The organism is Pseudomonas sp. Leaf48, assembly GCF_001421885.1.
Lineage (GTDB): Bacteria > Pseudomonadota > Gammaproteobacteria > Pseudomonadales > Pseudomonadaceae > Aquipseudomonas.
Genome location: NZ_LMLH01000023.1, coordinates 25,501 through 50,591, shown reverse-complemented (window position 1 = coordinate 50,591; position 25,091 = coordinate 25,501). Strand labels below are relative to the sequence as shown.

Here is a 25,091-nt window from a genome sequence, read left to right as displayed (position 1 = left end):
GGGTGTTCTACGACGTCAACGTTTGACTCACAGCCTGACCTGACCGAAGCTGGCGCCTCTGCAAAAGCTTGCCAGTTCCGGATTCCTGCATGCCCAAGTCCCGTCGCTACCTGCTCATCAGCCTCTGCGCCCTTTTTGTCATCGGCCTTGCGTGGTTGTCCCTGCGCAGCACCACACCGGTGGTTCCCGATGCGATCAAGCACGGCTACAGCGAAGCGCTGGCGGCAGCCCGGGCGGGTCAGCCGGGTGCCGCGCGGGTGCTTTATCAGCAACTGGCCCGCCCTGACCTGTCGCCCAAGCGGCGGGTGTGGCTGCATGCGGAGTTGCCCAACTACCCAAGCTCGGTGGCCTTGAAACTGGCCGATGCGGACTTGCAGAACGATTCGCCCGAGGTGCGTATCGCGGCGATCAAAAGCATCAACGCCCTGGTGCCCACCGGCCAGCGCAGCCTGCTGCTGGGGCCCTTGCTCGATGACCACGAGCAAAGTGTCCGGCTGGCCGCCGTCAATGCCCTGCTGGGTTTGTCACCGGATGATCTGGGGTTGTATTTCGGGCCTTTGGAGCAGGCTATAGATGCCTGGGAACAGGTGCTTAAAAGCGAGCCGCAAAGCGCCGACAACCAATATCAGCTGGCCCGACTGCACTTGCACAACGCCGAGCTCAAAGAAGCGCAACAGGCTCTGGACAATACCCTGCGCCTGGCACCGGGCAATCTGCCGGCGCTGGTCATGCAGATCGAAGTACTCGACAAGCAGGGCCAGAGCGACGCCGCCCGGCAGCTGTTGGCCAGGCAACTGCAGGCACAACCCAATTCCGCCTATCTGCAACATGCCCTGGGCATGTGGTTGCTGCATCACGACCAAAGTGAATTCGCCCTGCTTGGCCTGTCCAAAGCCGTCGAGCTGGAGCCTGATAACAAGGATTACCGCTACGACCTGGCCGTTACCCTACATGACGAACAGGAGCTTGAAGCGGCCCAGAAACAGTTGCAGGAAATCGTTCAGCGCCACCCGAATGACCGCAAGGCGCGGGTCATGTTGATCAATTACTGGAAAGAAAGCGGCCAGCTGCAAAATGTGCAGATCCTGCTGGCGCAACTCGAACAGCTCAATCCTGATGACCCGGCCCTGCAGCAAGGGCTCTGAGGTGAGCAAAAAAATTCGTTGAACGGTCGTGGCGACAAAAGGTCAAGTGATAAGGCAGCCACGGCGATTTGCACTGACCTGCCCCGCATCCCCTTGGACAAGAGAGGACGTTTTTTGTCTACATCCAACGAATTCAACCAACTCAAAGCCGCGACCGGCATCGAAGGCCTGGATGATATCCTCGCCGGCGGATTGTCTCGCGGCCATGTGTTCCTGCTCGAAGGTGAACCGGGCACCGGCAAGACCACGGTGGCCTTGCACTTCTTGATGGCCGGCGCGGCAGCCGGCGAGCGCTCGCTGTATATCACCCTCTCCGAAACCGAACGCGAGCTGCGCCAGGGTGCGCTGTCCCACGGCTGGGAACTGGGTGAAAACATCCATATTTTCGAACTGACCCCACCGGAAAGCCTGCTCAATGCCGAGCAACAGCAGACATTGCTGTATTCCTCCGACCTTGAGCTGGGTGAAGCGACCCGACAGATCTTTGAAGTGGTGGAACGCTTCAAGCCAACCCGCGTCATACTCGACAGCCTGTCCGAGATTCGCCTGTTGGCCCAGAGCTCACTGCGTTATCGTCGTCAGATCCTGGCCATCAAGCACTACTTTGTGCGTTACAACGCCACGGTTTTGTTGCTCGATGACCTGACCACCGAGTCACTGGACAAAACCGTGCACAGTGTCGCCCATGGCGTGATTCGCCTTGAAGAATTGACGCCCAGCTACGGTGCCGAACGACGACGCATACGGGTGGTTAAATACCGGGGTCAGAAATACCGTGGCGGCTTTCATGACTTCACCATCATGGCCGACGGCGTGCATGTTTTCCCGCGCCTGGTGGCCGCCGAACATCGCAGTACCTACATCCGCCAGCAATTGACCAGCGGCATACGGGAAATGGACGCCCTGCTCGGAGGCGGTATCGAGACCGGTTCCAGCACCCTGATTCTCGGCCCGGCCGGTACCGGCAAATCACTGATCTCGATGATCTTTGCCGCCTCTGCGGTTGCCAGGGGCGAAAAAGCCGCGCTGTTCATCTTCGACGAAGAACTGGGGTTGCTGTTCGAGCGCATGAAGAACATCGGCATTGATCTGCAAGTGCTGCAAGACAGCGGTAACTTGCTGATCGAGCAAGTGGATGCCGCCGAACTGTCCCCCGGCGAGTTCTCCCACCGGGTCAGACGTTGCGTCGATGAACGCAATATCAAGACCGTGGTCATCGACAGCATCAACGGCTACCAGGCGGCGATGCCGGAAGAAAATGCCCTGGTGCTGCACATGCACGAGCTGTTGCTGTACCTCAATCGCCAGGGTGCCGCGACCTTCATGACCGTTGCCCAGCACGGGCTGGTCGGCGACATGCAGGCTCCGGTGGACATCACCTATCTGGCCGACACGGTCATTCTGCTGCGCTATTTCGAGGCCCTGGGCAAGGTCCGCCGGGCCATCTCCATCATCAAGAAGCGCACCGGCAGCCATGAATCGACCATCCGTGAATATCGCATCAGTGCCCAAGGCATGACCATCGGCGAACCGCTCGATGCATTCCAGGGCGTATTGCGTGGCGTGCCCACGTATCTGGGCGCCAGTAGCCCGCTGCTTGAGGAAGACCACCGGTGACGGTGGTGAGAGCGACTTCCGAGCGTGCGATCATCCTCGCGCCACTGGGACGCGACAGCCAGATCGCCTTGATGTTGCTCAATGAAGCCGGTTTCGACGGGGTCATCAGCCGTGATCTGGCCGCCTTGTGCGGGGAGCTCGAGCAAGGCGCGGGACTGCTGCTGATCTCCTCCGAGGCCCTCATGGGCAGTGATCCCGAGCCGCTGCTGCGCTTGCTCGAGCAACAACCGGCGTGGTCCGACCTGCCGATCGTATTGCTCACTCACCATGGCGGCCCGGAACACAATCCCGCGTCACGCATTGGCCCGCAGCTGGGCAATGTCACGTTCCTCGAGCGACCTTTTCACCCGGTCACCTTGATCAGCCTGGTGACCACCGCCCTGCGGGGACGGCGACGCCAGTATGAAGCCAGGGACCGGCTGATCGACCTCAGCCAAAGCGAACTGCGCCTGCAAAACACCCTCGAAACCCTGGAACAGCAAGTAGAGGAACGCACCGCCCAGTTGCGCCACAACGAAGAGGCCCTGCGCCAGTCGCAGAAAATGGAAGCGGTCGGCCAACTCACCGGCGGCATCGCCCATGACTTCAACAACATGCTCACCGGCATCATCGGCAGTCTCGAGTTGCTGCGCCGCCGGCTGGCCCGGGGGCGCACCGAAGATCTGGACAGCCTGATCGATCTGGGAGTGACCTCGGCCAACCGCGCGGCGGGCCTGACCCATCGCCTGCTGGCGTTCTCCCGGCGCCAGTCACTGGATTCAAAACCGGTGGAAATGAACACCCTGGTAGTCTCCATGGGTGAACTGCTGCAACGCAGCATCAACGAAAGCATTCGCCTGGACATACAGTTGAGCGACAACCTTTGGGTTGCCGAAGCCGACCCCAATCAGCTGGAAAGCGCCCTGCTCAACCTGGTGATCAATGCCCGCGATGCCATGCCCGACGGCGGGAAACTGGTGGTCAGCACTTGCAATCAGCATCTGGATGAAGACTTCACCCGGGCCCACGGCAACCTCGGTGTCGGCGATTACGTGGTATTGAGTGTCACCGATACCGGCTGCGGCATGTCGCAAAGCATCATCGACCGAGCCTTTGATCCGTTTTTCACCACCAAGCCCATTGGCCAGGGCACTGGTCTTGGCCTCTCGATGATCTATGGCTTCAGCAAACAATCGGGCGGTCATGCCAGCATCCAGAGTGAACCTGGCCAAGGCACCACCGTCAGCCTCTACCTGCCGCGCTTCGGCGGCGACCTGCCCCAGGACCAGCCGGCCGACCGGCAGTACGATTCGTTCGCGTATCACGGCGAGACGGTACTGATCGTCGAGGATGATCCGGCTGTGCGCGTGCTCGTCTGTACGGTACTGAGCGATCTGGGCTATGCCTTTGTCGAGGCCGCTGATGCCGACAGCGCGGTGCCGATTCTCGACTCACCGCAGCGCATCGATCTGTTGATCAGTGACGTCGGTCTGCCCGGCATGAATGGCCGGCAGCTGGCGGAAATCGGTCGGCAGCTGCGCCCTGATCTCAAGGTGTTGTTCATCACCGGCTACGCCGAACATGCCGCCGTGCGCGGCGGCTTCCTTGACCCGGGGATGCAGATGATCACCAAGCCGTTCACCTTCGACCTGTTGACGGCGAAGGTGCAGGAGATGATCCGAATCTGAAACAAGCGCAAAACCTGTGGGAGCCAGACTGCTGGCTCCCACAGGGTCCATCGGTTCAGGCAGACATGTTTACGACAACATGTCCTGCATCAACTCCTGCAACCTGTCCAGATCAAACGGCTTGTCCAGAATCGGTGCGGTGCGCGTGATCGGGCTGTCCGTCTCGCGGATTTCCTGGGCATAGCCGCTGATGAAGATCACCTTGAGCTCCGGTCGCAGCTTCACTGCCGGCTCGGCGATCTGCACGCCGGAGATACCACCGGGCAGGCGGAAGTCAGTGATCATCATGTCCAGGTGCGGTTTGCTGGCGAGGATTTCGAAGGCCTGCTCACCGTTTTCGGCTTGCAGCACCCGGTAACCCTCCCCCGACAGATAAGCGACCAGCACCATCAGTATGGAGGGATCGTCTTCGACGACCAGTACAACATCTTGCGCATCTTCACTCATGGGAAGCCTTTGTTCGGTCAATTGCTGCTGATACGACCATAGGGCCGATCAGAGGTTGCGTTTATCCGGCTGTTTTCCTACAGCGGCAGACAAACGCGAAACAGGGCGCCTTCGCCAATCCGGCTCTCGACGGTAATGGTACCGCCATGGGCGGTGACAATCTGCTCCGAAATGAACAATCCCAGGCCGAGGCCGGCAACGGCATGATTGACCGATACCCGCTCGAACTGCTGAAAAATCCGCTGCTGGTTCTCCTCACTGATGCCAATCCCTTGATCACGCACTTCCACTATTGCCTGCGGCCCGTCACTGTACACCTTCACGCTGACCGGACTCTTGGCGCCATAACGCAGGGCGTTGGTCAGCAAGTTGGAAATGACCTGTTCGATGCGAAACTCATCCCAACTGCCGATGACCGGTTGACCGGCATCCAGTGTCACCGAGGACTCGGCGGCCTCGACCTGAGGGGCGAAACTCTCCAGCAAGCCACGTACCAATGCCGCCAGATCAAAACTTCTGGCCTGGATTGACAGTTTACCGGTACGAATCCGCGACACATCGAGCATGTCTTCGATCAGGCGAATCAGGCTTTTGATCTGCCGTTCGTCGCGCTCGACCATGGCCTGCATTTTGTCCAGGGTGAACGCGGCGGCGTTGTCCCGCGCCAGATGCATCTTGCGCAACTGGGTTTCAAGAATCAGACCGTTGAGCGGCGTACGCACTTCGTGGGCGACGATGGACATGAAGTCATCGCGCATGCGCACCGCCTGCTCCAGTTCCAGCTGGGTGTTTTGCAAGCGATTGAGCAACGCCTCCTGCTCGCGGCGACTCTCCTGCAGGGCCAGCACCTGCTCTTTCATCGCCTTGCTCTGGCGGTACAGGTCGACGAAGACATTGACCTTGCTCTTGACCGCATGGATATCCAGCGGCTTGTGCAGGAAATCCACGGCGCCGCTTTCGTAGCCCTTGAATGCGTAGTTCAGTTCACGGCCGGCGGCACTGACGAACACGATCGGAATGTTCCTGGTCTTTTCCGTGCCGCGCATCAGTTCGGCCAGTTCAAAGCCATTCATGCCAGGCATCTGCACGTCGAGAATGGCCATGGCAAATTCGTGTTGCAGCAACAGCGACAAGGCCTCGTCAGCGGACAATGCCTTGTACACCGTACGGTCCTCCCGCTTGATCAGCGCTTCAAGCGCCAGCAGATTCTCCGGCAGATCGTCGACGATCAGCAGTTTGGCCTGGATAGTACTTAGCATGCGATTCGTTCCAGCTCGACAAGCAGACGGCCGATGCCGCGTGTGGTGAGAATATGGTCTGGCTGGTGCAAATCCAGCGCAGCCTGAGGCATGGTGGCCACCTGGGCCTCAAGGGGGTCCTGCACGACGGTCAGGCCGCCGCGCTGTTTAACCTGAGCCAGGCCCAGCGCGCCGTCACGGTTGGCGCCGGTCAGCAACACCGCCAGCAGATTGGCTCCGTATGCATCGGAGGCCGATTCGAACAGGTAATCGATCGCCGGACGCGAATGGTGCACCCGGGGCTCCAGGCTCAGGGAAAAGCTGCGGTCCTGCTCTACCGACAAGTGATAACCGGGCGTGGCGAAATACAGGGTGCCGGCTTCCACCAGCGTCTTGTCCCCCGCCTCCACGACCGGCAGCGCGACCCTGCGCGAGAACACCTCGGCCAACTGGCTATGGCGCTGGTCCGGCAGGTGCAGCACGACGATGATCGGCAAGGCGAAGCCCGCCGGCAGCGGTTCGAGTATATGCAGCAATGCTTCGACGCCTCCGGCAGAGGCACCGATCACTATTGCTTCGATGGCGGGCTGGCCCGTTGCGCTGTTCATGATTTACGGTAGATCCGTTCCTGTTTGACCATAGCCTGGAAGTGATCGCCAAAGGCCGAAAAATCCGGGGTTTCCTTGCTGCCCAACACCAGGAATCCTCGATGGCAAAGGGATTCATGAAACAATCCAAATGCTCGATCCTGAAGCTTTTTATTAAAATAAATCAATACGTTACGGCACGATATTAATTGAGTTTCTGAAAATACGCTGTCCGTCGCCAGGCTGTGATCGGCGAAGGTCACGTTCTCGCGCAGGGTCTTGTCGAAAATGGCGTAGTCGTACGCCGCCGTATAGTAGTCGGCAAACGAACACTGGCCACCTGCCTGCTGGTAATTGGCAGTGTAGGCACGGACATTCTCCAGCGAGAAAATCCCTTGCTTGGCTTTTTCCAGTGAGTGCGGGTTGATGTCGGTGGCATAGATAATGGTGCGATCGAGCAAACCCTCCTCGCGCAGCAGAATCGCCATCGAATACACCTCTTCGCCCGTGCTGCACCCGGCAATCCAGATTTTGATCGAGGGCCAGGTCCGGAGCAAAGGCACCACTTCCTTGCGAATGGCCAGGAAGTGCGAAGGGTCACGGAACATTTCACTGACCGGTATCGTCAGCAATTGCAGCAGTTGCATGAACGCCGCGGGATCGTGCAGGACCTTGTCCTGCAGCGCCGAAATGGTATTGCATTCGAACTGGCTCAACGCATGATTGACCCGACGCTTGATCGACGCGCCGGAGTAATCGCGAAAGTCATAGCTGTATTTGAGGTAGATCGCCTCGATCAACAAGCGCAATTCGATTTCGCTATTTCGCTCCACTAGAAACGTTCCATCTTCGGTAACCACACTCTGATCAGTGAAAACAGGCGATCGAGGTCGATGGGCTTGGCCAGGTAATCGTTGGCGCCCGCCTGCAGGCAGCGCTCCTGATCGTCCTTCATGGCCTTGGCCGTGACCGCGATGATCGGCAGCTTGCGCCAGCGCGGGTCCTTGCGGATCTCGATGGTGGCTTCAAAGCCATCCATCTGCGGCATCATCACGTCCATCAACACCAGATCGAAGTCGTCGACTTCATTCAATTTATCGATCGCTTCCTGGCCATTGCGGCCGATGACCACAACGGCGCCCTTTTGCTCCAGCGCACTGGTGAGGGCAAAGATGTTGCGGACATCGTCATCCACCAGCAGCACCTTGCGCCCCTCGAAGACTTTGTCTCGACTGCGCGCCACCTTGAGCATCTTCTGCCGTTCCTGAGACAGCCGCGATTCGACTTTGTGCAGAAAAAGTGTCACCTCATCGAGCAAACGCTCGGGCGAGCGTGCGCCCTTGATGATGATCGAGCGCGAATACTTGCGCAGTTCCGCCTCTTCGTCCCGGGTCAGGTTGCGACCGGTATAAACAATCACCGGCGGAAACGAGCAGATATCCTCGGTAGACATGCGCTTGAGCAGGTCGTTACCGAGCATGTCCGGCAATTTGAGGTCGATGATCATGCAATCGAAGACCGAGCAGCGCAGCTGGTCCAGCGCCTCCTGGGCCAGGCCCACGGCGGTGATTTCGATATCGTCGTCTCCGATCAGCCGGGCAATGCTGTCACGTTGCAGATCGTCATCTTCGACCAGCAGCACGCGTTTGACCTTCTGGGTCAGCTTGGCTTCCAGGCGGGCGAACACATCCTTGAGTTCTTCACGGGTAGTCGGCTTCACGGCGTAGCCGACGGCGCCCAGATGCATGGCCGCTTCCACCCGGTCTTCGACGGAAATCACATGCACCGGAATATGCCGGGTTTGCGCATGCTCCTTCAGACGTTGCAGCACCGTCAGGCCGGAATGATCCGGCAGGCGCATGTCCAGCAGAATGGCGTCGGGAATGAACGCTGTGGCCAGGTCATAGCCTTCATCGGCGCCATGGGCCACCAGGCACTGATAACCCAGCTCATGGGCGAGGTCGTAAAGAATATTGGCAAAGTTCGGTTCGTCCTCGACCACCAGGATGCAACGGCTGGTGAAAGGGCCCCGATGGCGATCGTCGTCGAAACGCGCAATGGCGACGTCGGCAATCTGCGGCGCAAGGATCGGTGCCGCAACGTCCGGCTTCATCGGTACCGCTGCCATTCTCATGGGTTCGGGGGTTTCCTCCCCAGGCTCAATGTAATGTTGCGGCAGCACCAGCGTGAATACACTGCCCTGCCCCGCAGTGCTGGAAACGCTGATGGAACCGCCGAGCAGCGCGGCCAGGTCCCGGGAAATCGACAGCCCCAGCCCGGTGCCACCGTAGCGGCGATTGGTGGTGCCGTCGGCCTGGCGGAAGGCTTCGAAAATGCTTTCCTGCTGATCCGCTGCAATGCCAATCCCGGAATCGCGGACAATGAATGCAATGCCGTCATTTGGCGTTGCGGCAACAGTCAGGCTGACACTGCCGTTTTCAGTGAATTTCACCGCGTTGGACAACAGGTTCTTGAGCACCTGCTCCAGGCGCTGCCGATCGGTGAACATCATCAACGGGGCACCGGCCTGCAGTTCCACGCGAAAGTCCAGCTGCTTGTCTGTCGCCAACGGCTGGAACATGCCGCGCAAACCGTCGACCAGACGCTCGACGTTGGCGTTCTCCGGACGGATTTCCAGCTTGCCGGCCTCGACCTTGGAAATGTCGAGGATATCGTTGATCAAATTCAGCAAATCGTTGCCGGCCGAATAGATCGATTCGGCGAACTTGACCTGCTCGGCGCTAAGATTTTCCTGAGGGTTTTCCGCGAGCAGCTTGGCCAGGATCAACGAACTGTTGAGCGGTGTGCGCAGCTCATGGGACATGTTGGCGAGGAATTCCGACTTGTACTTGCTGGAACGCTGCAACTCCTGGGCGCGGTCTTCAAGCTGGCTTTGCACCTGATTGAGCTCGGTGTTCTTGCGGTCCATGGCATCGCGCTGGTCGGCAAGGATCTGCGCCTGCTCGGCAAGTTGCTCATTGGTTTGTTCAAGCTCGACCTGCTGGGTTTCCAGGTGCGCCTGGGACTCCTTGAGAATTCGCGACTGTTCTTCAAGTTCTTCGTTGGCAGTCTTGAGCTCCTCCTGCTGCACTTGCAGTTCTTCGTTGAGTTGCTGGGATTGCGCCAGTACCTCCTGCAAGCGCTGGCGATAGCGAGCAGCTTCAACCGAGGTGCCAATGTTGCCGGCAATCAGCTCCAGCAGTTCAACGTCACGGTCGTTAAGCGGGCGCAGGAAGCCCAATTCGATGACACCATTGACCCGGTCGTCGTCGCTGGTCGGCACCACCAGCACACTGCGCGGCAAACCTTCACCAAGGCCGGAGCTGACTTTGAAATAGTCCTGCGGCACCTCGTCGAGACGAATCAGACGAGCCTGACTGGCCACCTGACCGATAATGCCCTCGCCCGCGTCAATCTGCTGGTCCAGTGCTTCCTGCTCCCGAGAAAAGCCATAGGAAGCGATGCGTTTGAGGCTGCCTTGCTCCTCGCGGACATAAATGGCCGCCACGGCTGAACCAAGATACTGCGCGCAAAACTGCAGAATGTTGCGTCCCAGCATGTTCAGGCTCAACTGGCCCAGCACCTGCTCGGCCAGTTCCGTTTGGCCATTGCGCAACCAGGCTTGCTGTTCCAGGCGATGGGCGCTGGCCTGTTGCGCGGCGAGATTAACGCTGTAGCTTTGCGACAGGCCCAGCAGATCACGCCGGCCGATGTAGGACAACACTGCGCTGACAGCGGCAATGAACAAGATATAAAGGCTGATGCTCCAGATCGTGGTGCGGCGGACCTCTTCGTTGCGCGCGGTACGCAGCTGTTGTTCGGTACTGATCACTTCATCATATTGCTTGCGAATTTCATCAGTCAGGCGTTTGCCCCGCCCGGCCCTGACCGCGCTGCGGTAATCGCCGCTGGTACGCTGCAAGTCGATCATCGATTGCGCGTAAGCCGTCCATTCCGCATGCAACGCCTGCAACCGGCGCAGGCGGTCGGTCTGCACCGGGTTGTCGGCGGTCAGTTCAAGCAAGGTGTCCACGGCGACAGCGATCCGCGGTTTGGCGGTTTCGTAAGGGTCGAGGAAATGCTCGTCTCCACTGAGCAGATAGCCGCGCATCCCGGTTTCCAGGTCAACAGTCAGCTTGACCGCTTCGTTGGCGTTATTGATCACCCGGTCGGTGTGCTCCACCCACTGGATCGTCGATAACAAATAGGTGATCAGCGAAACGAAAAACACCGCGCTGATGACACCCAGCCCCAACGGCAGGCTGACGTTGCGGCTAAGTAGTTTACGAAATCGTTGCTCATCAACCGAGGACGCGGAGGTCATGGGGCAGGCCTTGTGATGCTGTCGGAATGCTAGGAGTTTGCCGCAAAAATGCCACTGGGATCCAATTTTCTGACATCTTTGTTCCTAACTTCCTACATTCCGCTGCGCACGCTCACGGGCACGGGTTATTCTTGGCGCAGGTGGGCACCTGTTCTTTTTCCATACCGCCGGGAACTTGTCGGGAGCCGCCGCTTACTGATGCATGAGACCGGTGATTTCGCTCGACCGGTTACTGCCAATTATCTTCGGGAAATACATTATGTCCGCCGTCAGCGCCTCCACCATTCTTGTCGTCGAAGACGATGCCATCGTGCGCATGCTGATCGTCGATGTGCTCGAAGAGCTGGAGTACAAAGTGATCGAGGCTGATGGCAGCGAACAGGCTCTGGCGTTTCTCGACGATCGCCAGTTGCACATCGACCTGATGATGACCGATGTCGGCTTACCGGGTATGGATGGTCGCGAATTGGCCACTCGGGCCAGGACGTTACGCCCTCTGCTCCCCATCCTCTTTGCCAGCGGCTACGCCGAAAGCATTGAAGTGCCCGCAGGCATGCACGTGATCGGCAAGCCGTTCTCGATAGACCAGTTGCGTGACAAGGTCAAAGGCATCCTGGGTTGAAGCAATGCCGTAACAGGCACGCACGAGCGACTTCAGTTTCACTATCGGCTCGCGGACCGCAGCGCATTGCAGCCAGGCTGCTGATCCGTGGCGCCACCAAGGGAGCGACTATGGTTTAATTGCCACCCTCGACACTCCCTCGCTTCCCGCCCGTTTCAAGGAAATTTCCGTTCATGAGTCAGCCCCGCGCAACCAAAGTCCTGGTCATTGGTTACGTCTGGCCCGAGCCCCGCTCTTCCGCGGCCGGCGGGCACATGATGCAGATACTCGAAGCCTTCCTGCAGCGTGGCTGGGACATCACCTTCAGTAGCCCCGCCAGTTCCGGGGAACACCGGGCTGACCTGACGGCGCTGGGTATTGGCGAGGTGCCGATCGAGCTGAACAACAGCAGTTTTGATGAGTTCATTCGTGAGCTTGCCCCGGAGGTGGTGCTGTTCGATCGCTTCATGATGGAAGAGCAATTCGGCTGGCGCGTTGAAAAACACTGCCCCGATGCCATGCGGGTGCTTGAGACGTCAGATCTGCAGAGTTTGCGCGACGCCCGGCATCAACGCCTCAAGGAGCGTTTGAAAGCCTGTGACGATAACGATGATTTCAGCGAACTGTTCGCGCCGGCCTTGCGCGAAGAGTTCGAGCTCATGGCCAATACCGACGTGGCCAAACGCGAAATCGCCGCCATCTATCGGTGTGACCTGAGCCTGATGATTTCCCCCGTGGAAATCGAGCTGCTGGTCTCGCAGTTCCAGGTGCCGCGCAGCTTGCTGCATTGGTGTCCGTTGATGGTCGATCTACCGTCGACCCCGCCCGTCCCATTCGAAGACCGCGCGCACTTCCTGCACATCGGTAACTTTCGCCATGCGCCAAACTGGGATGCCGTGCTTTGGCTGAAAACCGCGATCTGGCCGATGATTCGCGCCCAGATGCCTGGCGCGCAGCTACATATCTACGGCGCCTACACCCCACCCAAGGCTACCGCCCTGCATAACCCGGCCCAAGGCTTTCATGTAATGAACTGGGCCGAAGACGCCCTGCAGGTCATGTCGGCAGCGCGGGTATGCATGGCGCCCTTGCGTTTCGGCGCGGGCATCAAAGGCAAAATCGTCGATGCAATGCTCTGTGGGACGCCTAACGTCACCACTCCCGTAGGTGCCGAAGCCATGCACGATGAACAACCCTGGCCCGGCGCCGTGACCCGCACGGCTCGAGAGTTCGCCGACAGCGCCGTACGGCTGCACAACGACAAGGCCCTTTGGCTGAACGCCCAGACCCAGGCGCATGCCTTGCTGGCCAGTCGTTACCAACAGGTTGTTCACGGACCGGCCGTGACTGAAAAGCTGCTCGATTGCCAGGCTCGCCTGCACCAGATCAGAAGAGATAACTTCACCGGCGGCATGCTGCGCCATCATCAGCACAAAAGTACTCAGTACATGGCGCAATGGATCGAAGCGAAAAACCGGATTCCACAGTGACCCTTTGAAGAGTGAACAACTATGTATCTGGTGTGTGGTGAAGCGCTGTTCGATTTCTTCAGTGAGAACGACGGGAACGGTGCAGCTTCAAAAGCGAACTTCCAGGCCATTGCCGGCGGCTCGCCGTTCAACGTTGCGGTAGGTTTGCGCCGCCTGGGCGTGGAAGCGGCGCTATTGGCCGGGTTATCCACCGACTACCTGGGTCGGCGCCTGCTACAGGTGTTGCAGGATGAAGGGGTGTGCCAGGACTTCCTTCATGACTTTGCCGCACCGACCACCCTGGCAATGGTCGCGGTAGGGGCCAACGGTTCGCCGCAGTACAGTTTCCGTGGTGAAGGTTGCGCTGATCGCCAACTGCAAGCGCATCACTTGCCAGAACTGGGATCGCAGGTGCGCGGCCTGCACGTCGGCTCGTATTCGCTGGTGGTTCAGCCAATTGCCGACACCCTGCTGGCGCTGGTGCGTCGCGAATGCGGCCAGCGCCTGATCAGTCTCGACCCGAACGTGCGGCTCAATCCCGAACCCGATATCCAGCTGTGGCGTTCGCGGATCGCAACGCTGGTGGAACTGGCGGACCTGATCAAAGTCAGCGACGAGGATTTGCACCTGCTGTATCCCGGACAAGAGCCGGCACAGGTGATCGACGACTGGTTGCAGCACCGCTGCCAGTTAGTGTTCCTGACCCGTGGCGGTAACGGAGCAACGGTTTTCAGTCGGGCGCACGGCTCGTGGTCGTTGCCCGCCCGCGAGGTGAAAATCGCTGACACCGTTGGTGCCGGCGACACCTTCCAGGCAGCATTGATCGCCTGGCTGACCGAGCGACAACTCGATTGTGTGCAAGGCGTAGCGCAATTGGGCCGCGAGCAGATCAATGAAATGCTCGCGTTTGCGATGCAGGCGGCGGCATTGACGTGCAGCAAGACCGGGCCGGACTTACCGTACCGCCACCAGCTGGGGTGAACAGATCAATCATCAAGGCGACAGGTGGCATTTTGCCGGGTTAACCTTCGCTTAACCCTGCGGTCCATACTTTACTGGACCGCACGCCCTCAGAAAATTCTGACGCCTGGTGCGGCAGGCTCGACGGTTGTCACGTCGAGCAGACTTTCCGTCCGCATCGGAGATCGTTCATGAACACTTGCACATTGCTGGTTGGCACAGCCTTCGCTTGTGCCGCATTTTCCGGCCTGTCCCAGGCCAATGAAACTACAACTTCACAAGCGGTGCCCTATCACTACGGCATGCCGTTGCACGTTAGCAAGGTGATATCGCTGACCGAACCCGACACCCTGGAGTGCAAAGTGGTGCAGGCTGACATGAAGTACATCGACGAAACCGGAAAACCGGCGCAAATCTCCTACCGTAAACTTTCCGACGCCTGCGAGAACCAAGGCTGACGGTAAAGTCCCATTGGCGTGGCGCCGGGCCTGGCGTTTGTCCAGACCTGGCGCTTGTCGGGGGCATTCGAAAACGCAGGCTAAAGAGCCTTGCTCATTCTCGGCTGGGGCTGGAAATCCATTGGATGCGGCTGATGCTGCCGTGTGCGCAGTTGAGCAACCAGCTCATTGATTTCCCGACAACCATTGAGCCCCGAGGCATCAATACCGGTCACGAATAGATCAAGGTTATCGGTTTGACTGTCGGCATAGACTTTCACCGTCATTGATAACTCGGGTGACAGCGTGCATTGGCAGCGTTTAGGCAGAAAACTGCTTTCAATGATGTTGCGAAGTTCCAAGGCAGAAAGAAACATGGCGACCCTCCATTTTGAGACAGCCTATCAATGCTGGCTCATAGGTAATCGCGGCCAGCTTTCAACAGCTACAGCACAAAACATGCCTGACTCTGCAATGAGCAGTTCATCCGCAAATCAGGAACTTAGGCCGTTCATCCAGTTATGGCCTCATGCAAATTGCAATAACTCACTTTTTTAACCCTGCAATTTACCCGCTGCCGGAGACGGATTTGCATTCGCCGCCTATGGCAGCAAGAATGCTCCAAACCATTTTACGCCAGGAGGCATCATGCGCCCATTGAAACTCAATACAACCTTCGGCTTGATCGCAGCCGCCTTTTGCAGCCTGGCGCAAGCCGGTAAACTTGAAGAAGTGGCCCCCTTTCCGAAAGCTGAAACCGGCTTTACCCGCCAGGTCATTCACCTTACCCCGCAAAGCCGGGAAGGCGACTTTCAGGTGGAAATCCTCGCCGGCAAGACCCTGACCGTGGACTGCAACCAGCAACGCCTGGGCGGCATGCTCGAGGAGAAAAACCTCGAAGGCTGGGGCTACCCGTTTTATCGTCTGGAAACAGTCATCGGCCCCATGAGTACGCTGATGGCCTGCCCCGACGGCAAGCGCAAACAGGAGTTCGTCCCGGTGGTCGGCGACGGCTTCATGCTGCGCTACAACAGCAAACTGCCAATCGTTGTGTACGTCCCCAAGGACGTCGAAGTGCACTACCGAATCTGGTCGGCATCGAGCAAGGTCGAAAAAGCCGTTCAGGAATAACCTGACCTGAGCCGCAGTTAAGTGAGGGCTACTTCAAGCCAACCTTGTACAGCCCTCCGTCAGCCTCATCGGTCAACACGTACAAATACCCGTCCGGCCCCTGTCGCACGTCGCGAATGCGCTTGTTCAGCTCTCCGAGCAAGCGCTCTTCATGCACCACCTTGTCACCCTCGAACTGCAAACGGATCAACTCCTGGCTCACCAGCGCGCCGATAAACACGTTGTGCTGCCAAGCCTTGAAACGATCGGCATCGTAAAACGCCATGCCGCTCAATCCCGGGGATTTTTCCCACACATGGTGCGGTGCAACCGTGCCTTCGGCGATTTCGCCCGTGGCTTCCGGAATCGGCTGACCGGAATAGTTGATGCCATGGGTCGCCAGCGGCCAGCCGTAATTCTTGCCTCGCTCAATGACGTTGATCTCGTCGCCGCCCCGGGGGCCGTGTTCATTTTCCCAGAGCGTGCCAGTCCACGGATTGAGCGCAGCACCTTGCGGGTTGCGCTGGCCGTAAGACCAGATTTCCGGGCGCACGCTGGCCTGACCGACAAAGGGGTTGTCTTTCGGCACCTTGCCGTCCGGATAGATGCGCACCACTTTGCCTTGCAGCTTGTCGAGGTCCTGGGCGGTCGGGCGGTCGTTGTTCTCCCCAAGGGTGACAAAAAGATAGCCGTCACGATCGAACACCAGTCGCGAGCCAAAATGGTTGCCTACCGATAGTTTGGGTTCCTGGCGCAGGATCACATGGAAATCCTTGATGGCTGCCAGGTCCTCCGACAGCCGCCCGCGCCCGACCGCGGTGCCGGCCTTGTCGCCCTGGCCACCGCCCTCGGCGTAGGACAGATAAACCATCCGGTCCTGCTTGAAGTCAGGTGACAGCGCTACATCGAGCAAGCCGCCCTGCCCCTTGGCCCAAACCTTGGGCACTCCGCTGAGCGGTGCCGACAGCTTGCCGTCGGCCGTCACCAGGCGCAGGTTGCCGGGCCGCTCCGTCACCAGGATGCCTGTACGATCGGGCAAGAACGCCAAGGCCCAGGGATGCTCCAGTCCGGTCACGATCGCAGTGACCTCAACAGTGCCCTGTTCGCTTTTCATTTCCTGCATCGGCGCCGCAGATGCCGTCGTCGTGGTGCTGATCAATGCGCTGGCGCAGAGGGTGGCGAGAAGGGTTTTACGCAACATGCACAATTCCTTTTTTCGTCAGAATGGCCGGCGGGCCGCAGCCTGCCGTTCAACGGTTGCCGGTGCCGGCATCCCGAGAGGGTGGATTGGGGATGAATACCGGCGGGCTCGCCGGGGCTTTCTGCTGCGGATAACGATTGCCGATACCACCGTTATCCAGTGTCGGCGGGCGCGGCACCGGTACCGTGTTGGGGCCACGGATTGCCGGGGCACCGGGTTGAGTACCCTGCATGCTGTTGGGATTGGCCCGGCGGATCGGGCTGTTGTACGGATTGTTGCGGGTACTGCCCGGCAGGTTTTGCGCCACCTGCAAAGAAGGCTGCAGAGGAAAGGAGGTATCCGCCACGGCCAGTGGGCTAAGGGCTGCGCTCAGGGCCAGGGCTATTGCGCCAATCACGTATCGATTCATGGGGAGCCTCTGTGCGTCAGCGTGGATAACGTCTTCGATACCACGCTACGCCCGGGGTTCGGATTTGTTAATCAAAACCTCCCCGCCAAGATGTAACACGACGTTGATCCGAGACCGCGCCGGGGCGCAAAAGCCATCGAAACTTTTGCCCGCGGCCACAGGTCACCTGAACATCACTTTCAGGAAGACGACCATGGCACGGGCAATCTGGAAAGGCGCAATCAGTTTCGGCCTGGTGCATATCCCCGTGGCACTCGTTTCGGCGACGTCTTCGCAAGGAGTGGACTTCGACTGGCTCGACAGCCGCAGCATGGACCCGGTGGGCTACAAACGCGTCAACAAGATCACCGGCAAGGAAGTCACCAAGGAGCACATCGTCAAAGGTGTGCAATATGAAAAGGGCCAATACGTGGTGTTGAGCGAGGAGGAAATTCGCTCCGCTCACCCCCTCTCGACCCAGACCATCGACATTTTTGCTTTTGTCGACAGCGATCAGATTCCTTTGCAGAACATCGATACGCCCTACTACCTGGCACCGGACAAACGCGGCGGCAAGGTCTATGCGTTGCTGCGCGAAACCCTGACCAAAACCAACAAGGTGGCGCTCGCCCGCGTGGTGTTGCACACCCGTCAGTACCTGGCGGCATTGATGCCAATGGAGTCGGCCATGGTGCTGGTAAAACTGCGTTGGCCGGCGGAGGTACGCAGCCTGGACGAGCTGGCACTGGGGGCCGATGTCACCAAAGCCGAGCTGGCCAAAGGTGAACTGGACATGGCCAAACGCTTGGTGCAAGACATGAGCGCCGACTGGTCACCGGAGGATTACCGCGACAGTTTCGAAGAAAAAATCATGGCCCTGGTGGACAAGAAAGCCCATGAAGGCAAGATCGAAAACGTTGAAACCGCCACGGGCGAAGAAGAGCGTAAAACGGCAGATGTCATTGATCTGACTGAACTGCTCAAACGCAGCCTCGGGGGCAAAAGCGCCAGTAAGGCTCCAGCCAAACCGAAGGCGAGCACCAAGCCGGCAGCGAGGAAAAAAGTCAGTAAGTGACCAATTGGATGCACCGGCCTCAAACCATGAATCAGATCAGAACAAAAACCGCCAGCAATCCGGCAAAGATCGACCATTTCTGCAGGTAATAAAGCTTTCGGTTACGCTTTTTCAGCTCCTTGCCGCGCAGGCGGAACTTATAGACTTTACCGAACAGACGGTTGATCCCGCCGACCTTGTCGCCAGCATCATTCGGTGCCCCTGCCGCAGACATCACATTGCGGCTGAACCAGCTATTGAACGCGGCCGCCCAGCGATACTTCATCGGGCGCTCGACATCGCAGAACAGTATGATGCGGTTGCTCTGCGTGGTGTTTTCGGCGTGGTGAATATAGGTCTCGTCGAACATCACGGCTTCGCCATCGCGCCAGTGATAGTTCTCGCCATCGACATTGATATAGCAACCGGGGTCATTGGGCGTTTCCAGGCCCAAGTGATAACGGTAGGAACCGGCATAAGGATCGCGGTGACGCACTAGCTTGGAGCCCGGTGGCAACTCGGCGAACATCGCGGCCTTGATCGAGCCGATACTTTGAACCAGCTCGGTGGTGCGCGGGCAGAGCTTCATCGCTGACGGATGGCTTTCGCCGTACCACTTCAGGTAAAAGCGTTTCCATCCAGTCTTGAAAAACGAATTGAAGCCGACGTCGTCGTATTGGTTCGAACGCTTGATTTCACCGGCCCGAAGCAAGTTCTGGCCTTCGGCGCGAATTTCTTCCCAATGGGCCTGCAACGGGCTCAGATCCGGAAAATCCGCAGGATTGAGGTAAGGCTTGTTGGGGATTTTCGAGCACAAGTAAAGGAAGCAATTGATCGGCGCCAGAAACGTCGAGTGATCGCTCAGTTGGCGCCCCAGCTTATGGCGCACTCGACCACGCAGATGGACATACGCAATCGATACCAGATAGATAACGGCAATGATGAGTTTCACAAATATCGTCACAGGTCAGAAGTAAACAGACTGCGCCCCTTGCCGGCCAGGCAGACCTTGAGTCTCAGGTAGCATCCGGTTACGAACCGGCGGCCTCGTAGCACATCGTTGAGCCCTGCCGACGATCGGCATCAGGCTGACAGGTGGCATTTTAGCCACAGTTTGTAACCAATAGTTAACCTGAAACTGTGAAAATCTGTCCTGTCAGGCTGTCAAAGCGTCACAGGATCCTCAACGCCCTATCGTTTAAAGAGCCAGACCAGTACAATCGCCGCCAAACTTTACGCGCTCCTCGTTGATCACGGGCAACCATCCCGGCTCAGCGCACTTTGACTCGGGTCAAGCGCGGTACAGGCGCAACCCTGGCCACTCTGAATGCTTCGCAGGAAAAACCTTTGATTTCTACAGCTAACATCACGATGCAGTTCGGCGCCAAGCCGCTTTTCGAAAACGTTTCGGTCAAATTCAACGGTGGCAACCGTTACGGTCTGATCGGCGCCAACGGTTGCGGCAAGTCGACCTTCATGAAAATTCTCGGCGATGACCTCGAGCCTTCCGGTGGCCAGGTCATGCTGGAGCCGAACGTGCGTCTGGGTAAATTGCGCCAGGACCAGTTCGCCTACGAAGAATTCACCGTGATCGACACCGTGATCATGGGTCACGAAGAGTTGTGGAAGGTCAAGGCCGAGCGCGACCGCATCTACTCGCTGCCGGAAATGAGCGAAGAAGACGGCATGGCCGTGGCCGAGCTGGAAACCGAATTCGCCGAGATGGACGGCTACACCGCCGAATCCCGCGCCGGCGAACTGCTGCTGGGCCTGGGTATCCCCCTGGAACAGCATTTCGGCCCGATGTCCGAAGTGGCTCCAGGCTGGAAACTGCGGGTATTGCTGGCCCAAGCGCTGTTCTCCGATCCGGAAGTGCTGCTGCTCGACGAACCGACCAACCACCTGGACATCAACACCATTCGCTGGTTGGAAACGATTCTCAAGGCGCGTAACAGCACCATGATCATCATTTCCCACGACCGTCACTTCCTCAACAGCGTCTGCACCCACATGGCTGACCTGGACTACGGTGAGTTGCGCCTGTTCCCGGGCAACTATGACGAGTACATGACGGCGGCCACCCAGTCCCGCGAGCAGTTGCTGTCGGACAACGCCAAGAAGAAAGCCCAGATCTCCGAACTGCAGACCTTCGTCAGCCGCTTCTCGGCCAACGCCTCGAAAGCCAAGCAGGCCACTTCCCGCGCCAAGCAGATCGACAAGATCCAGCTGGCCGAGGTCAAGCCATCGAGCCGCGTGAGCCCGTTCATCCGTTTCGAACAGACCAAGAAGCTGCACCGCCAGGCCGTGACCATCGAGCAGATGTCCAAGGGCTTCGACGGCAAGACCCTGTTCAAGAACTTCAGCTTCACCGTCGAAGCCGGCGAGCGCCTGGCGATCATCGGCCCGAACGGTATCGGCAAGACCACCCTGCTGCGCACCCTGATGGGCGAGCTGACCCCGGACGCCGGCTCCGTGAAGTGGACCGAAAGCGCGGAGCTGGGCTACTACGCCCAGGACCACGCCCACGACTTCGAAGACGATGTCAGCCTGTTCGACTGGATGGGCCAGTGGACGCAGGGCGAGCAGGTCATTCGCGGCACCCTGGGACGGATGCTGTTCTCCAACGACGAGATCCTCAAGTCGGTCAAAGTCATTTCCGGTGGTGAGCAAGGCCGCATGCTGTTCGGCAAGCTGATCCTGCAAAAGCCGAACGTACTGGTGATGGACGAACCGACCAACCACCTGGACATGGAATCGATCGAGGCGCTGAACCTGGCGCTGGAAAACTATCCGGGCACGCTGATCTTCGTCAGCCACGACCGTGAGTTCGTATCGTCCCTGGCCACCCGCATCATCGAGCTGAGCCCGAATGGCGTGACCGACTTCAGCGGCACCTACGATGACTACCTGCGTAGCCAGGGTGTGGTGTTTTAAAGGCCACACGGGATCGCGGCACCTGTAGGAGCGAGCCTGCTCGCGATGGACTAAAGAACGCCGCGTAAAACCGGCAATCACGCGTAATCGTTGACGACCATCGCGAGCAGGCTCGCTCCTACAGGGGGTCGCGTTCCCCTACAGGTTTTGCGTTCATCCGGCTCTGTCAGCAGGCTGCGATCTTTTGATCGTTAGCCTGCTTTCTTTTATTCCCCCGCCACGCCATCATGCTGCTCTTCCACCGACGCTCGCGAACCCGCCCTCATGCCTGCGCAGCAAGTGCCTCCTCAAAGCTCCATGGCGATCACCTTGCAGATCGTCTCAATTGTTTTCTATACCTTTGTTGCCTTTCTCTGCATCGGTCTGCCAATTGCCGTATTACCCGGCTATGTCCATGATCAACTGGGTTTCAGCGCCGTCATTGCCGGCCTGACCATTGGTTCACAATACCTCGCCACCCTGCTCAGCCGCCCCATGGCCGGGCGCATGTCGGACAATATCGGCACCAAGCGCGCGATCATTTACGGCTTGTCAGGCATTGTGTTAAGTGGTGTGCTGACCTGGCTGTCGGTCTTGTTGCAAAGCTTGCCCCTCGTCAGCCTGTTGATCCTGATCGCCGGACGACTGTTGCTCGGTGTTGCCCAGGGTCTGATCGGTGTCGGCACCATCAGTTGGTGCATGGGCCAGGTCGGCGCTGAACACACCGCTCGATCGATCTCCTGGAATGGCATCGCATCCTATGGCGCCATTGCCATAGGCGCCCCCTTGGGTGTGGTGATGGTCGACCGCCTGGGATTCGCCAGCCTCGGGATTGCGCTGTCGCTGCTGGCCCTGGCGGCATTGCTGTTGATTCGTGGCAAGCCTTCGGTGCCGGTGGTTCGCGGCGAGCGCCTGCCGTTCCGGGCGGTGTTCGGGCGTATAGCCCCCTTTGGCGCCAGCCTGAGCCTGGCCTCGATCGGCTACGGCACCCTGACGACATTCATCACCTTGTTTTACGTCAGCCGTGGCTGGACAGGCGCAGCGTACTGCCTGACAGTTTTTGGCGTGTGTTTCATCCTGTCGCGCCTGCTGTTCATTTCCAGCATCAACCGCTTTGGCGGATTCGCTTCTGCCATTGTTTGCATGAGCATCGAAACGGTTGGCCTGGTACTGCTGTGGCTCGCGCCATCGGCAGGTTATGCCTTGATCGGCGCCGGGCTGACCGGTTTTGGCCTGTCGCTGGTGTATCCGGCTCTGGGCGTTGAAGCGATCAAGCAGGTGCCCAATTCCAGCCGTGGCGCGGGCCTGAGTGCGTACGCGGTATTTTTCGATCTGGCGCTGGCGATTGCCGGCCCTTTGATGGGTGCGGTGGCGTTGAACCTTGGGTATTCGTGGATATTCTTTTGTGCGGCGCTACTGTCGGTGACCGGGCTTTTTCTCACTTTGTTGCTGTCACGTCGCGCCATGAGTATGGCCAGTTGAAATAGCCATTATATAAATCCATTAAAACGCTTCCAGACTCAATAACATGCAATATCCCGAATCGATTAATGCAGAGTGCCATCGTTGTTTTAAATATCAACTTCGACAAACTATCGAACACGCACTTTCATCAACTCGAATTCAGGAAATACATATAATGCGTACAACACTGACACTCCTCGCTCCGACGCTGGTGTTTTTACTTTCCCCCACCGTCCATGCGCAAGACTCGGTTCAACAGCAAATCTGCCACAATGGTGTCTGCTATGACGTAGGCGGCCCAGGTGGCATTGGCGGTGAATGTTGCCCGTTCAGTGATGAACGTCTGAAACAAAATGTGAAACCTTTGGAAAACCCAACCCAGAACCTGCTTAAACTGAATGGCGTAACATTCAACTGGAAACAAAACAACCAGGCTGATGTAGGACTTATCGCTCAGGACGTACAAAAAGTTTACCCTCAGCTGGTCCGCACTGAAGGTGATCTCCTTCAAGTGGATTATCAAAAACTTGTCGCACCGTTAATTGAATCGGTTCGCGAACTGAATGCCAGGGTACAAACCCTGGAAACAGCTTTGGCCGAAAAGTAACGGATAATGATAAGCGCCGGTCATCGCCTATTGATCGGCGGTCTGCATCCCCGCCCGTGTGGCTCTGCCGAGGGTGCGCGAGAAAAAGCTTCCGGCTTCGGAAATAAGGTTGCGGTGAATATCCGCCCGATCGACACCGTCGGCATCGGTGCACAACGCCGGCATCGAGACGATCTGCTCCTCATTGCACGGCGCCATGAACACGAAGTGCCCTGCCCCGGCCAGCAATTTGAAATCCGGGGCGACGGGCAGTTTGCGCGCCAGTGCGGCAGCGTTCTTGTCGAAGGCCACCAACTTGTCGCCATCGCCGCTGTAAAGCAGCACTGGCACGTGCACATCGGCCAGGGTGTGGCGACCAAACTTGAGGCTCAACGGAGCCATCAGCAGCAAGGCGTGGACGCGTGGATCAGCGACCGGTTGCAAATCATCGCGGTCGACAATCAGTTCCCCTTGGGTGTTACAGGCATCGCGATCATCCGGGCGCTCCTGGCAGTAGCGACGCAGGCGATCCAGGTCTGGCGTCGCGCCCGACAGAATCAATGCGGTCTCGCCGCCTGCCGAATAGCCAATGACACCCACCTGCCCGGCATTGACGAAGGGCGCTAGCATAGGGTCGCCCAAGGTAGCGGTAATGGCTTCGGAAATCTGGATCGGCCGTCCGTAGAGGTTACTCAAAGTACCGAGGCGACTGTGGTCCCTGGAATTGTCACCGGGGTGGATCACCGCCACCACCACAAAACCTTTGCGCGCCAGAGACGTGGCGAGGTCGTGCAGCGCCAGAGGTGTTCCGGTATTACCGTGGGACAGCATCAGCATTGGAAAGCGGCCGATGGCGACCTTGACGTCCTCCCCGGCCTCGACCGTATAGCCCTCCAGCTTGCTGGTGTGTTCACGGTCGCTGGAAGGATAGAACGCGATGGCCCGCATCGGTTGCAGATCAAGCGGATCGAGGAACGTCAGCTCGTGGAAGCCGACACTCCAGTGAGGACGGGACGCAGGCGCGGCGTGCACTATATTCAGGCTGGCGAGCAGGCAAATCAATAAAGCTGCACAAAGACGCATCATGGGATGCCCCACCCTGTTACCGGACCTTGAGACGTTCACCTGTGACTGCATAACTCGAGCCACAAGATGAAATCCTGCAACGACCAGAAACAAAAAAACTCCGCACCTGGTACTTGCGTATCCAGAATACAGAGTTTTTTTTGGCTTACCTGAACGCTTGCTGCCTTTTACGCAAATCTTACGCGGCAGCGAACAACTGCTCGCTGATTTGCGTGTGAGCGTCACTCATGGCTTTGTTGCGCACTTCATCGCCGTAGGCCAGGCCTTGGGCGCGAACGAACTCGATGTCGGTGATGCCGATGAAGCCGAACAGCACCTTCAGATACTCTTCGTGGGCCACACCGCTCGCCTGGCCGGCGTGCATGCCACCGGAAGTCGAGACGACCACCACTTTCTTGCCACCACACAGCCCTTCAGGACCGGCTTCGGTGTAGCGGAAGGTTTGACCGGCAACGGCAATGCGGTCGATCCAGGCCTTTAATTGCGTAGGGATGGTGAAGTTGTACATAGGCGCTGCAATCACCACGGCATCGGCGGCGAGGAACTCGGCCAGGGTCTGTGCACTCAGCTCGGCTTCGTACTGTTGCGCCGCATTACGCAGTTCAGCGGTCGTACCGGCGGCGACCAGGGTGGTGGCCGAGAAATGGCTGATAGCATCGGCGGCCAGGTCACGGTAAGTCACGACGGCGGCGGGCTCGGCGGCTTGCCAGGCTTTGACCACTTCACCACTCAACTGACGGGAAGCCGAGTTATCGCCAAGAATGCTCGAATCGATATGCAGTAGTTTCATGTGGGGT

23 protein-coding genes are annotated in these 25,091 nt (G+C 58.5%); 12 read left to right on the top strand and 11 right to left on the bottom strand.

The annotated features are described in order from the left end of the window. Positions 1-89 precede the first annotated feature (89 nt). The 3 genes from ASE98_RS14545 (at position 90) to ASE98_RS14535 (ending at position 4,429) form a co-directional block, all read left to right on the top strand. Positions 90-1,145: a tetratricopeptide repeat protein gene (locus tag ASE98_RS14545; RefSeq protein ID WP_060542030.1), complete on the top strand. Its 1,056-nt coding sequence runs from the start codon at positions 90-92 to the stop codon at positions 1,143-1,145. 114 nt (positions 1,146-1,259) lie between these two features. Continuing rightward, complete coding sequence (locus tag ASE98_RS14540) at positions 1,260-2,762, top strand: ATPase domain-containing protein (RefSeq protein WP_060542029.1); 1,503 nt, start codon at positions 1,260-1,262, stop codon at positions 2,760-2,762. Then, entirely contained in the window at positions 2,759-4,429 is a 1,671-nt protein-coding gene (locus ASE98_RS14535; protein ID WP_060542028.1) for an ATP-binding protein, read from the top strand. The genes ASE98_RS14540 and ASE98_RS14535 overlap by 4 nt, the downstream gene beginning before the upstream one ends. A gap of 69 nt (positions 4,430-4,498) precedes the next feature. Here ASE98_RS14535 and ASE98_RS14530 read toward each other — a convergent pair whose 3' ends face one another. The 5 genes from ASE98_RS14530 to ASE98_RS14510 all read right to left on the bottom strand — a co-directional run bounded on the left by ASE98_RS14530 (position 4,499) and on the right by ASE98_RS14510 (position 11,025). Further along, complete coding sequence (locus ASE98_RS14530) at positions 4,499-4,876, bottom strand: response regulator (RefSeq protein WP_060542027.1); 378 nt, start codon at positions 4,874-4,876, stop codon at positions 4,499-4,501. Between the two features lie 77 nt (positions 4,877-4,953). Beyond that, on the bottom strand, positions 4,954-6,135 hold the full coding sequence (locus tag ASE98_RS14525; RefSeq protein WP_060542026.1) for a hybrid sensor histidine kinase/response regulator: 1,182 nt from the start codon (positions 6,133-6,135) through the stop codon (positions 4,954-4,956). After that, entirely contained in the window at positions 6,129-6,722 is a 594-nt protein-coding gene (locus tag ASE98_RS14520) for a chemotaxis protein CheB (RefSeq protein WP_060542025.1), read from the bottom strand. The genes ASE98_RS14525 and ASE98_RS14520 overlap by 7 nt, the downstream gene beginning before the upstream one ends. After that, positions 6,719-7,534: a CheR family methyltransferase gene (locus ASE98_RS14515; RefSeq protein ID WP_060542024.1), complete on the bottom strand. Its 816-nt coding sequence runs from the start codon at positions 7,532-7,534 to the stop codon at positions 6,719-6,721. The genes ASE98_RS14520 and ASE98_RS14515 overlap by 4 nt, the downstream gene beginning before the upstream one ends. Beyond that, positions 7,534-11,025, bottom strand: coding sequence for a response regulator (locus ASE98_RS14510; protein WP_060542023.1), 3,492 nt, complete (start codon positions 11,023-11,025; stop codon positions 7,534-7,536). The genes ASE98_RS14515 and ASE98_RS14510 overlap by 1 nt, the downstream gene beginning before the upstream one ends. A gap of 259 nt (positions 11,026-11,284) precedes the next feature. Here ASE98_RS14510 and ASE98_RS14505 point away from each other — a divergent pair, with 259 nt between their 5' ends. The 4 genes from ASE98_RS14505 to ASE98_RS14490 all read left to right on the top strand — a co-directional run bounded on the left by ASE98_RS14505 (position 11,285) and on the right by ASE98_RS14490 (position 14,513). Beyond that, positions 11,285-11,647 carry a response regulator gene (locus ASE98_RS14505; protein ID WP_060542022.1) on the top strand — a complete coding sequence of 121 codons (363 nt, stop codon included), beginning with the start codon at positions 11,285-11,287 and terminating at the stop codon, positions 11,645-11,647. Between the two features lie 173 nt (positions 11,648-11,820). Next, positions 11,821-13,116 (top strand): glycosyltransferase, encoded by a 1,296-nt coding sequence (locus ASE98_RS14500; protein WP_060542021.1) that lies wholly within the window; start codon positions 11,821-11,823, stop codon positions 13,114-13,116. A 21-nt stretch (positions 13,117-13,137) separates the two neighbouring features. Further along, positions 13,138-14,076, top strand: coding sequence for a carbohydrate kinase family protein (locus ASE98_RS14495; protein WP_060542020.1), 939 nt, complete (start codon positions 13,138-13,140; stop codon positions 14,074-14,076). 170 nt (positions 14,077-14,246) lie between these two features. Further along, a complete protein-coding gene (locus tag ASE98_RS14490; RefSeq protein WP_060542019.1) occupies positions 14,247-14,513 on the top strand; it encodes a DUF2790 domain-containing protein in 267 nt (88 codons plus the stop codon). An 80-nt stretch (positions 14,514-14,593) separates the two neighbouring features. Here ASE98_RS14490 and ASE98_RS14485 read toward each other — a convergent pair whose 3' ends face one another. Then, on the bottom strand, positions 14,594-14,869 hold the full coding sequence (locus ASE98_RS14485) for a DUF1652 domain-containing protein (protein WP_060542018.1): 276 nt from the start codon (positions 14,867-14,869) through the stop codon (positions 14,594-14,596). Between the two features lie 271 nt (positions 14,870-15,140). Between ASE98_RS14485 and eco the strand changes: the two genes are divergently transcribed. Next, positions 15,141-15,623: a serine protease inhibitor ecotin gene (gene eco / locus ASE98_RS14480; RefSeq protein WP_060542017.1), complete on the top strand. Its 483-nt coding sequence runs from the start codon at positions 15,141-15,143 to the stop codon at positions 15,621-15,623. Between the two features lie 28 nt (positions 15,624-15,651). Here eco and ASE98_RS14475 read toward each other — a convergent pair whose 3' ends face one another. Together ASE98_RS14475 and ASE98_RS14470 are read right to left on the bottom strand one after the other, a co-directional pair. Continuing rightward, positions 15,652-16,803, bottom strand: coding sequence for a PQQ-dependent sugar dehydrogenase (locus ASE98_RS14475; protein ID WP_060542016.1), 1,152 nt, complete (start codon positions 16,801-16,803; stop codon positions 15,652-15,654). Between the two features lie 49 nt (positions 16,804-16,852). Next, the gene (locus ASE98_RS14470) at positions 16,853-17,212 is read right to left on the bottom strand and encodes a hypothetical protein (RefSeq protein ID WP_060542015.1); all 360 of its coding nucleotides are present in this window, start codon (positions 17,210-17,212) and stop codon (positions 16,853-16,855) included. A gap of 193 nt (positions 17,213-17,405) precedes the next feature. Here ASE98_RS14470 and ku point away from each other — a divergent pair, with 193 nt between their 5' ends. Then, positions 17,406-18,266 carry a non-homologous end joining protein Ku gene (gene ku / locus ASE98_RS14465; RefSeq protein WP_060542014.1) on the top strand — a complete coding sequence of 287 codons (861 nt, stop codon included), beginning with the start codon at positions 17,406-17,408 and terminating at the stop codon, positions 18,264-18,266. Positions 18,267-18,297: 31 nt separating this feature from the next. Here the strand turns inward: ku and lpxO are convergent, their stop codons facing one another. Further along, entirely contained in the window at positions 18,298-19,197 is a 900-nt protein-coding gene (lpxO, locus tag ASE98_RS14460) for a lipid A hydroxylase LpxO (RefSeq protein WP_060542013.1), read from the bottom strand. A gap of 395 nt (positions 19,198-19,592) precedes the next feature. Between lpxO and ASE98_RS14455 the strand changes: the two genes are divergently transcribed. The 3 genes from ASE98_RS14455 to ASE98_RS25885 all read left to right on the top strand — a co-directional run bounded on the left by ASE98_RS14455 (position 19,593) and on the right by ASE98_RS25885 (position 23,229). After that, positions 19,593-21,179, top strand: a complete 1,587-nt coding sequence (locus ASE98_RS14455) for an ABC-F family ATPase (RefSeq protein WP_060542012.1) — start codon at positions 19,593-19,595, stop codon at positions 21,177-21,179. Positions 21,180-21,443: 264 nt separating this feature from the next. Then, entirely contained in the window at positions 21,444-22,640 is a 1,197-nt protein-coding gene (locus tag ASE98_RS14450) for an MFS transporter (RefSeq protein WP_060542011.1), read from the top strand. Positions 22,641-22,797: 157 nt separating this feature from the next. Then, the gene (locus tag ASE98_RS25885) at positions 22,798-23,229 is read left to right on the top strand and encodes a tail fiber domain-containing protein (RefSeq protein ID WP_082457547.1); all 432 of its coding nucleotides are present in this window, start codon (positions 22,798-22,800) and stop codon (positions 23,227-23,229) included. Between the two features lie 27 nt (positions 23,230-23,256). Here ASE98_RS25885 and ASE98_RS14440 read toward each other — a convergent pair whose 3' ends face one another. Further along, positions 23,257-24,294 (bottom strand): alpha/beta hydrolase family protein, encoded by a 1,038-nt coding sequence (locus ASE98_RS14440; protein ID WP_060542009.1) that lies wholly within the window; start codon positions 24,292-24,294, stop codon positions 23,257-23,259. A gap of 178 nt (positions 24,295-24,472) precedes the next feature. Next, positions 24,473-25,084: an FMN-dependent NADH-azoreductase gene (locus ASE98_RS14435; RefSeq protein WP_060542008.1), complete on the bottom strand. Its 612-nt coding sequence runs from the start codon at positions 25,082-25,084 to the stop codon at positions 24,473-24,475. Positions 25,085-25,091 lie beyond the last annotated feature (7 nt).

Excerpts from the sequence above, each read along its gene's own strand:
- ASE98_RS25885 (WP_082457547.1), top strand. The coding sequence starts at position 22,798 with ATGCGTACAACACTGACACTCCTCGCTCCGACGCTGGTGTTTTTACTT.
- ASE98_RS14450 (WP_060542011.1), top strand. The coding sequence starts at position 21,444 with ATGCCTGCGCAGCAAGTGCCTCCTCAAAGCTCCATGGCGATCACCTTG.
- ASE98_RS14490 (WP_060542019.1), top strand. The coding sequence starts at position 14,247 with ATGAACACTTGCACATTGCTGGTTGGCACAGCCTTCGCTTGTGCCGCA.
- ASE98_RS14470 (WP_060542015.1), bottom strand. The coding sequence starts at position 17,212 with ATGAATCGATACGTGATTGGCGCAATAGCCCTGGCCCTGAGCGCAGCC.
- ASE98_RS14435 (WP_060542008.1), bottom strand. The coding sequence starts at position 25,084 with ATGAAACTACTGCATATCGATTCGAGCATTCTTGGCGATAACTCGGCT.
- ku (WP_060542014.1), top strand. The coding sequence starts at position 17,406 with ATGGCACGGGCAATCTGGAAAGGCGCAATCAGTTTCGGCCTGGTGCAT.
- ASE98_RS14485 (WP_060542018.1), bottom strand. The coding sequence starts at position 14,869 with ATGTTTCTTTCTGCCTTGGAACTTCGCAACATCATTGAAAGCAGTTTT.
- ASE98_RS14520 (WP_060542025.1), bottom strand. The coding sequence starts at position 6,722 with ATGAACAGCGCAACGGGCCAGCCCGCCATCGAAGCAATAGTGATCGGT.
- ASE98_RS14505 (WP_060542022.1), top strand. The coding sequence starts at position 11,285 with ATGTCCGCCGTCAGCGCCTCCACCATTCTTGTCGTCGAAGACGATGCC.
- ASE98_RS14545 (WP_060542030.1), top strand. The coding sequence starts at position 90 with ATGCCCAAGTCCCGTCGCTACCTGCTCATCAGCCTCTGCGCCCTTTTT.
- ASE98_RS14440 (WP_060542009.1), bottom strand. The coding sequence starts at position 24,294 with ATGATGCGTCTTTGTGCAGCTTTATTGATTTGCCTGCTCGCCAGCCTG.
- ASE98_RS14475 (WP_060542016.1), bottom strand. The coding sequence starts at position 16,803 with ATGTTGCGTAAAACCCTTCTCGCCACCCTCTGCGCCAGCGCATTGATC.
- ASE98_RS14530 (WP_060542027.1), bottom strand. The coding sequence starts at position 4,876 with ATGAGTGAAGATGCGCAAGATGTTGTACTGGTCGTCGAAGACGATCCC.
- ASE98_RS14510 (WP_060542023.1), bottom strand. The coding sequence starts at position 11,025 with ATGACCTCCGCGTCCTCGGTTGATGAGCAACGATTTCGTAAACTACTT.
- ASE98_RS14500 (WP_060542021.1), top strand. The coding sequence starts at position 11,821 with ATGAGTCAGCCCCGCGCAACCAAAGTCCTGGTCATTGGTTACGTCTGG.
- ASE98_RS14495 (WP_060542020.1), top strand. The coding sequence starts at position 13,138 with ATGTATCTGGTGTGTGGTGAAGCGCTGTTCGATTTCTTCAGTGAGAAC.
- eco (WP_060542017.1), top strand. The coding sequence starts at position 15,141 with ATGCGCCCATTGAAACTCAATACAACCTTCGGCTTGATCGCAGCCGCC.
- ASE98_RS14525 (WP_060542026.1), bottom strand. The coding sequence starts at position 6,135 with ATGCTAAGTACTATCCAGGCCAAACTGCTGATCGTCGACGATCTGCCG.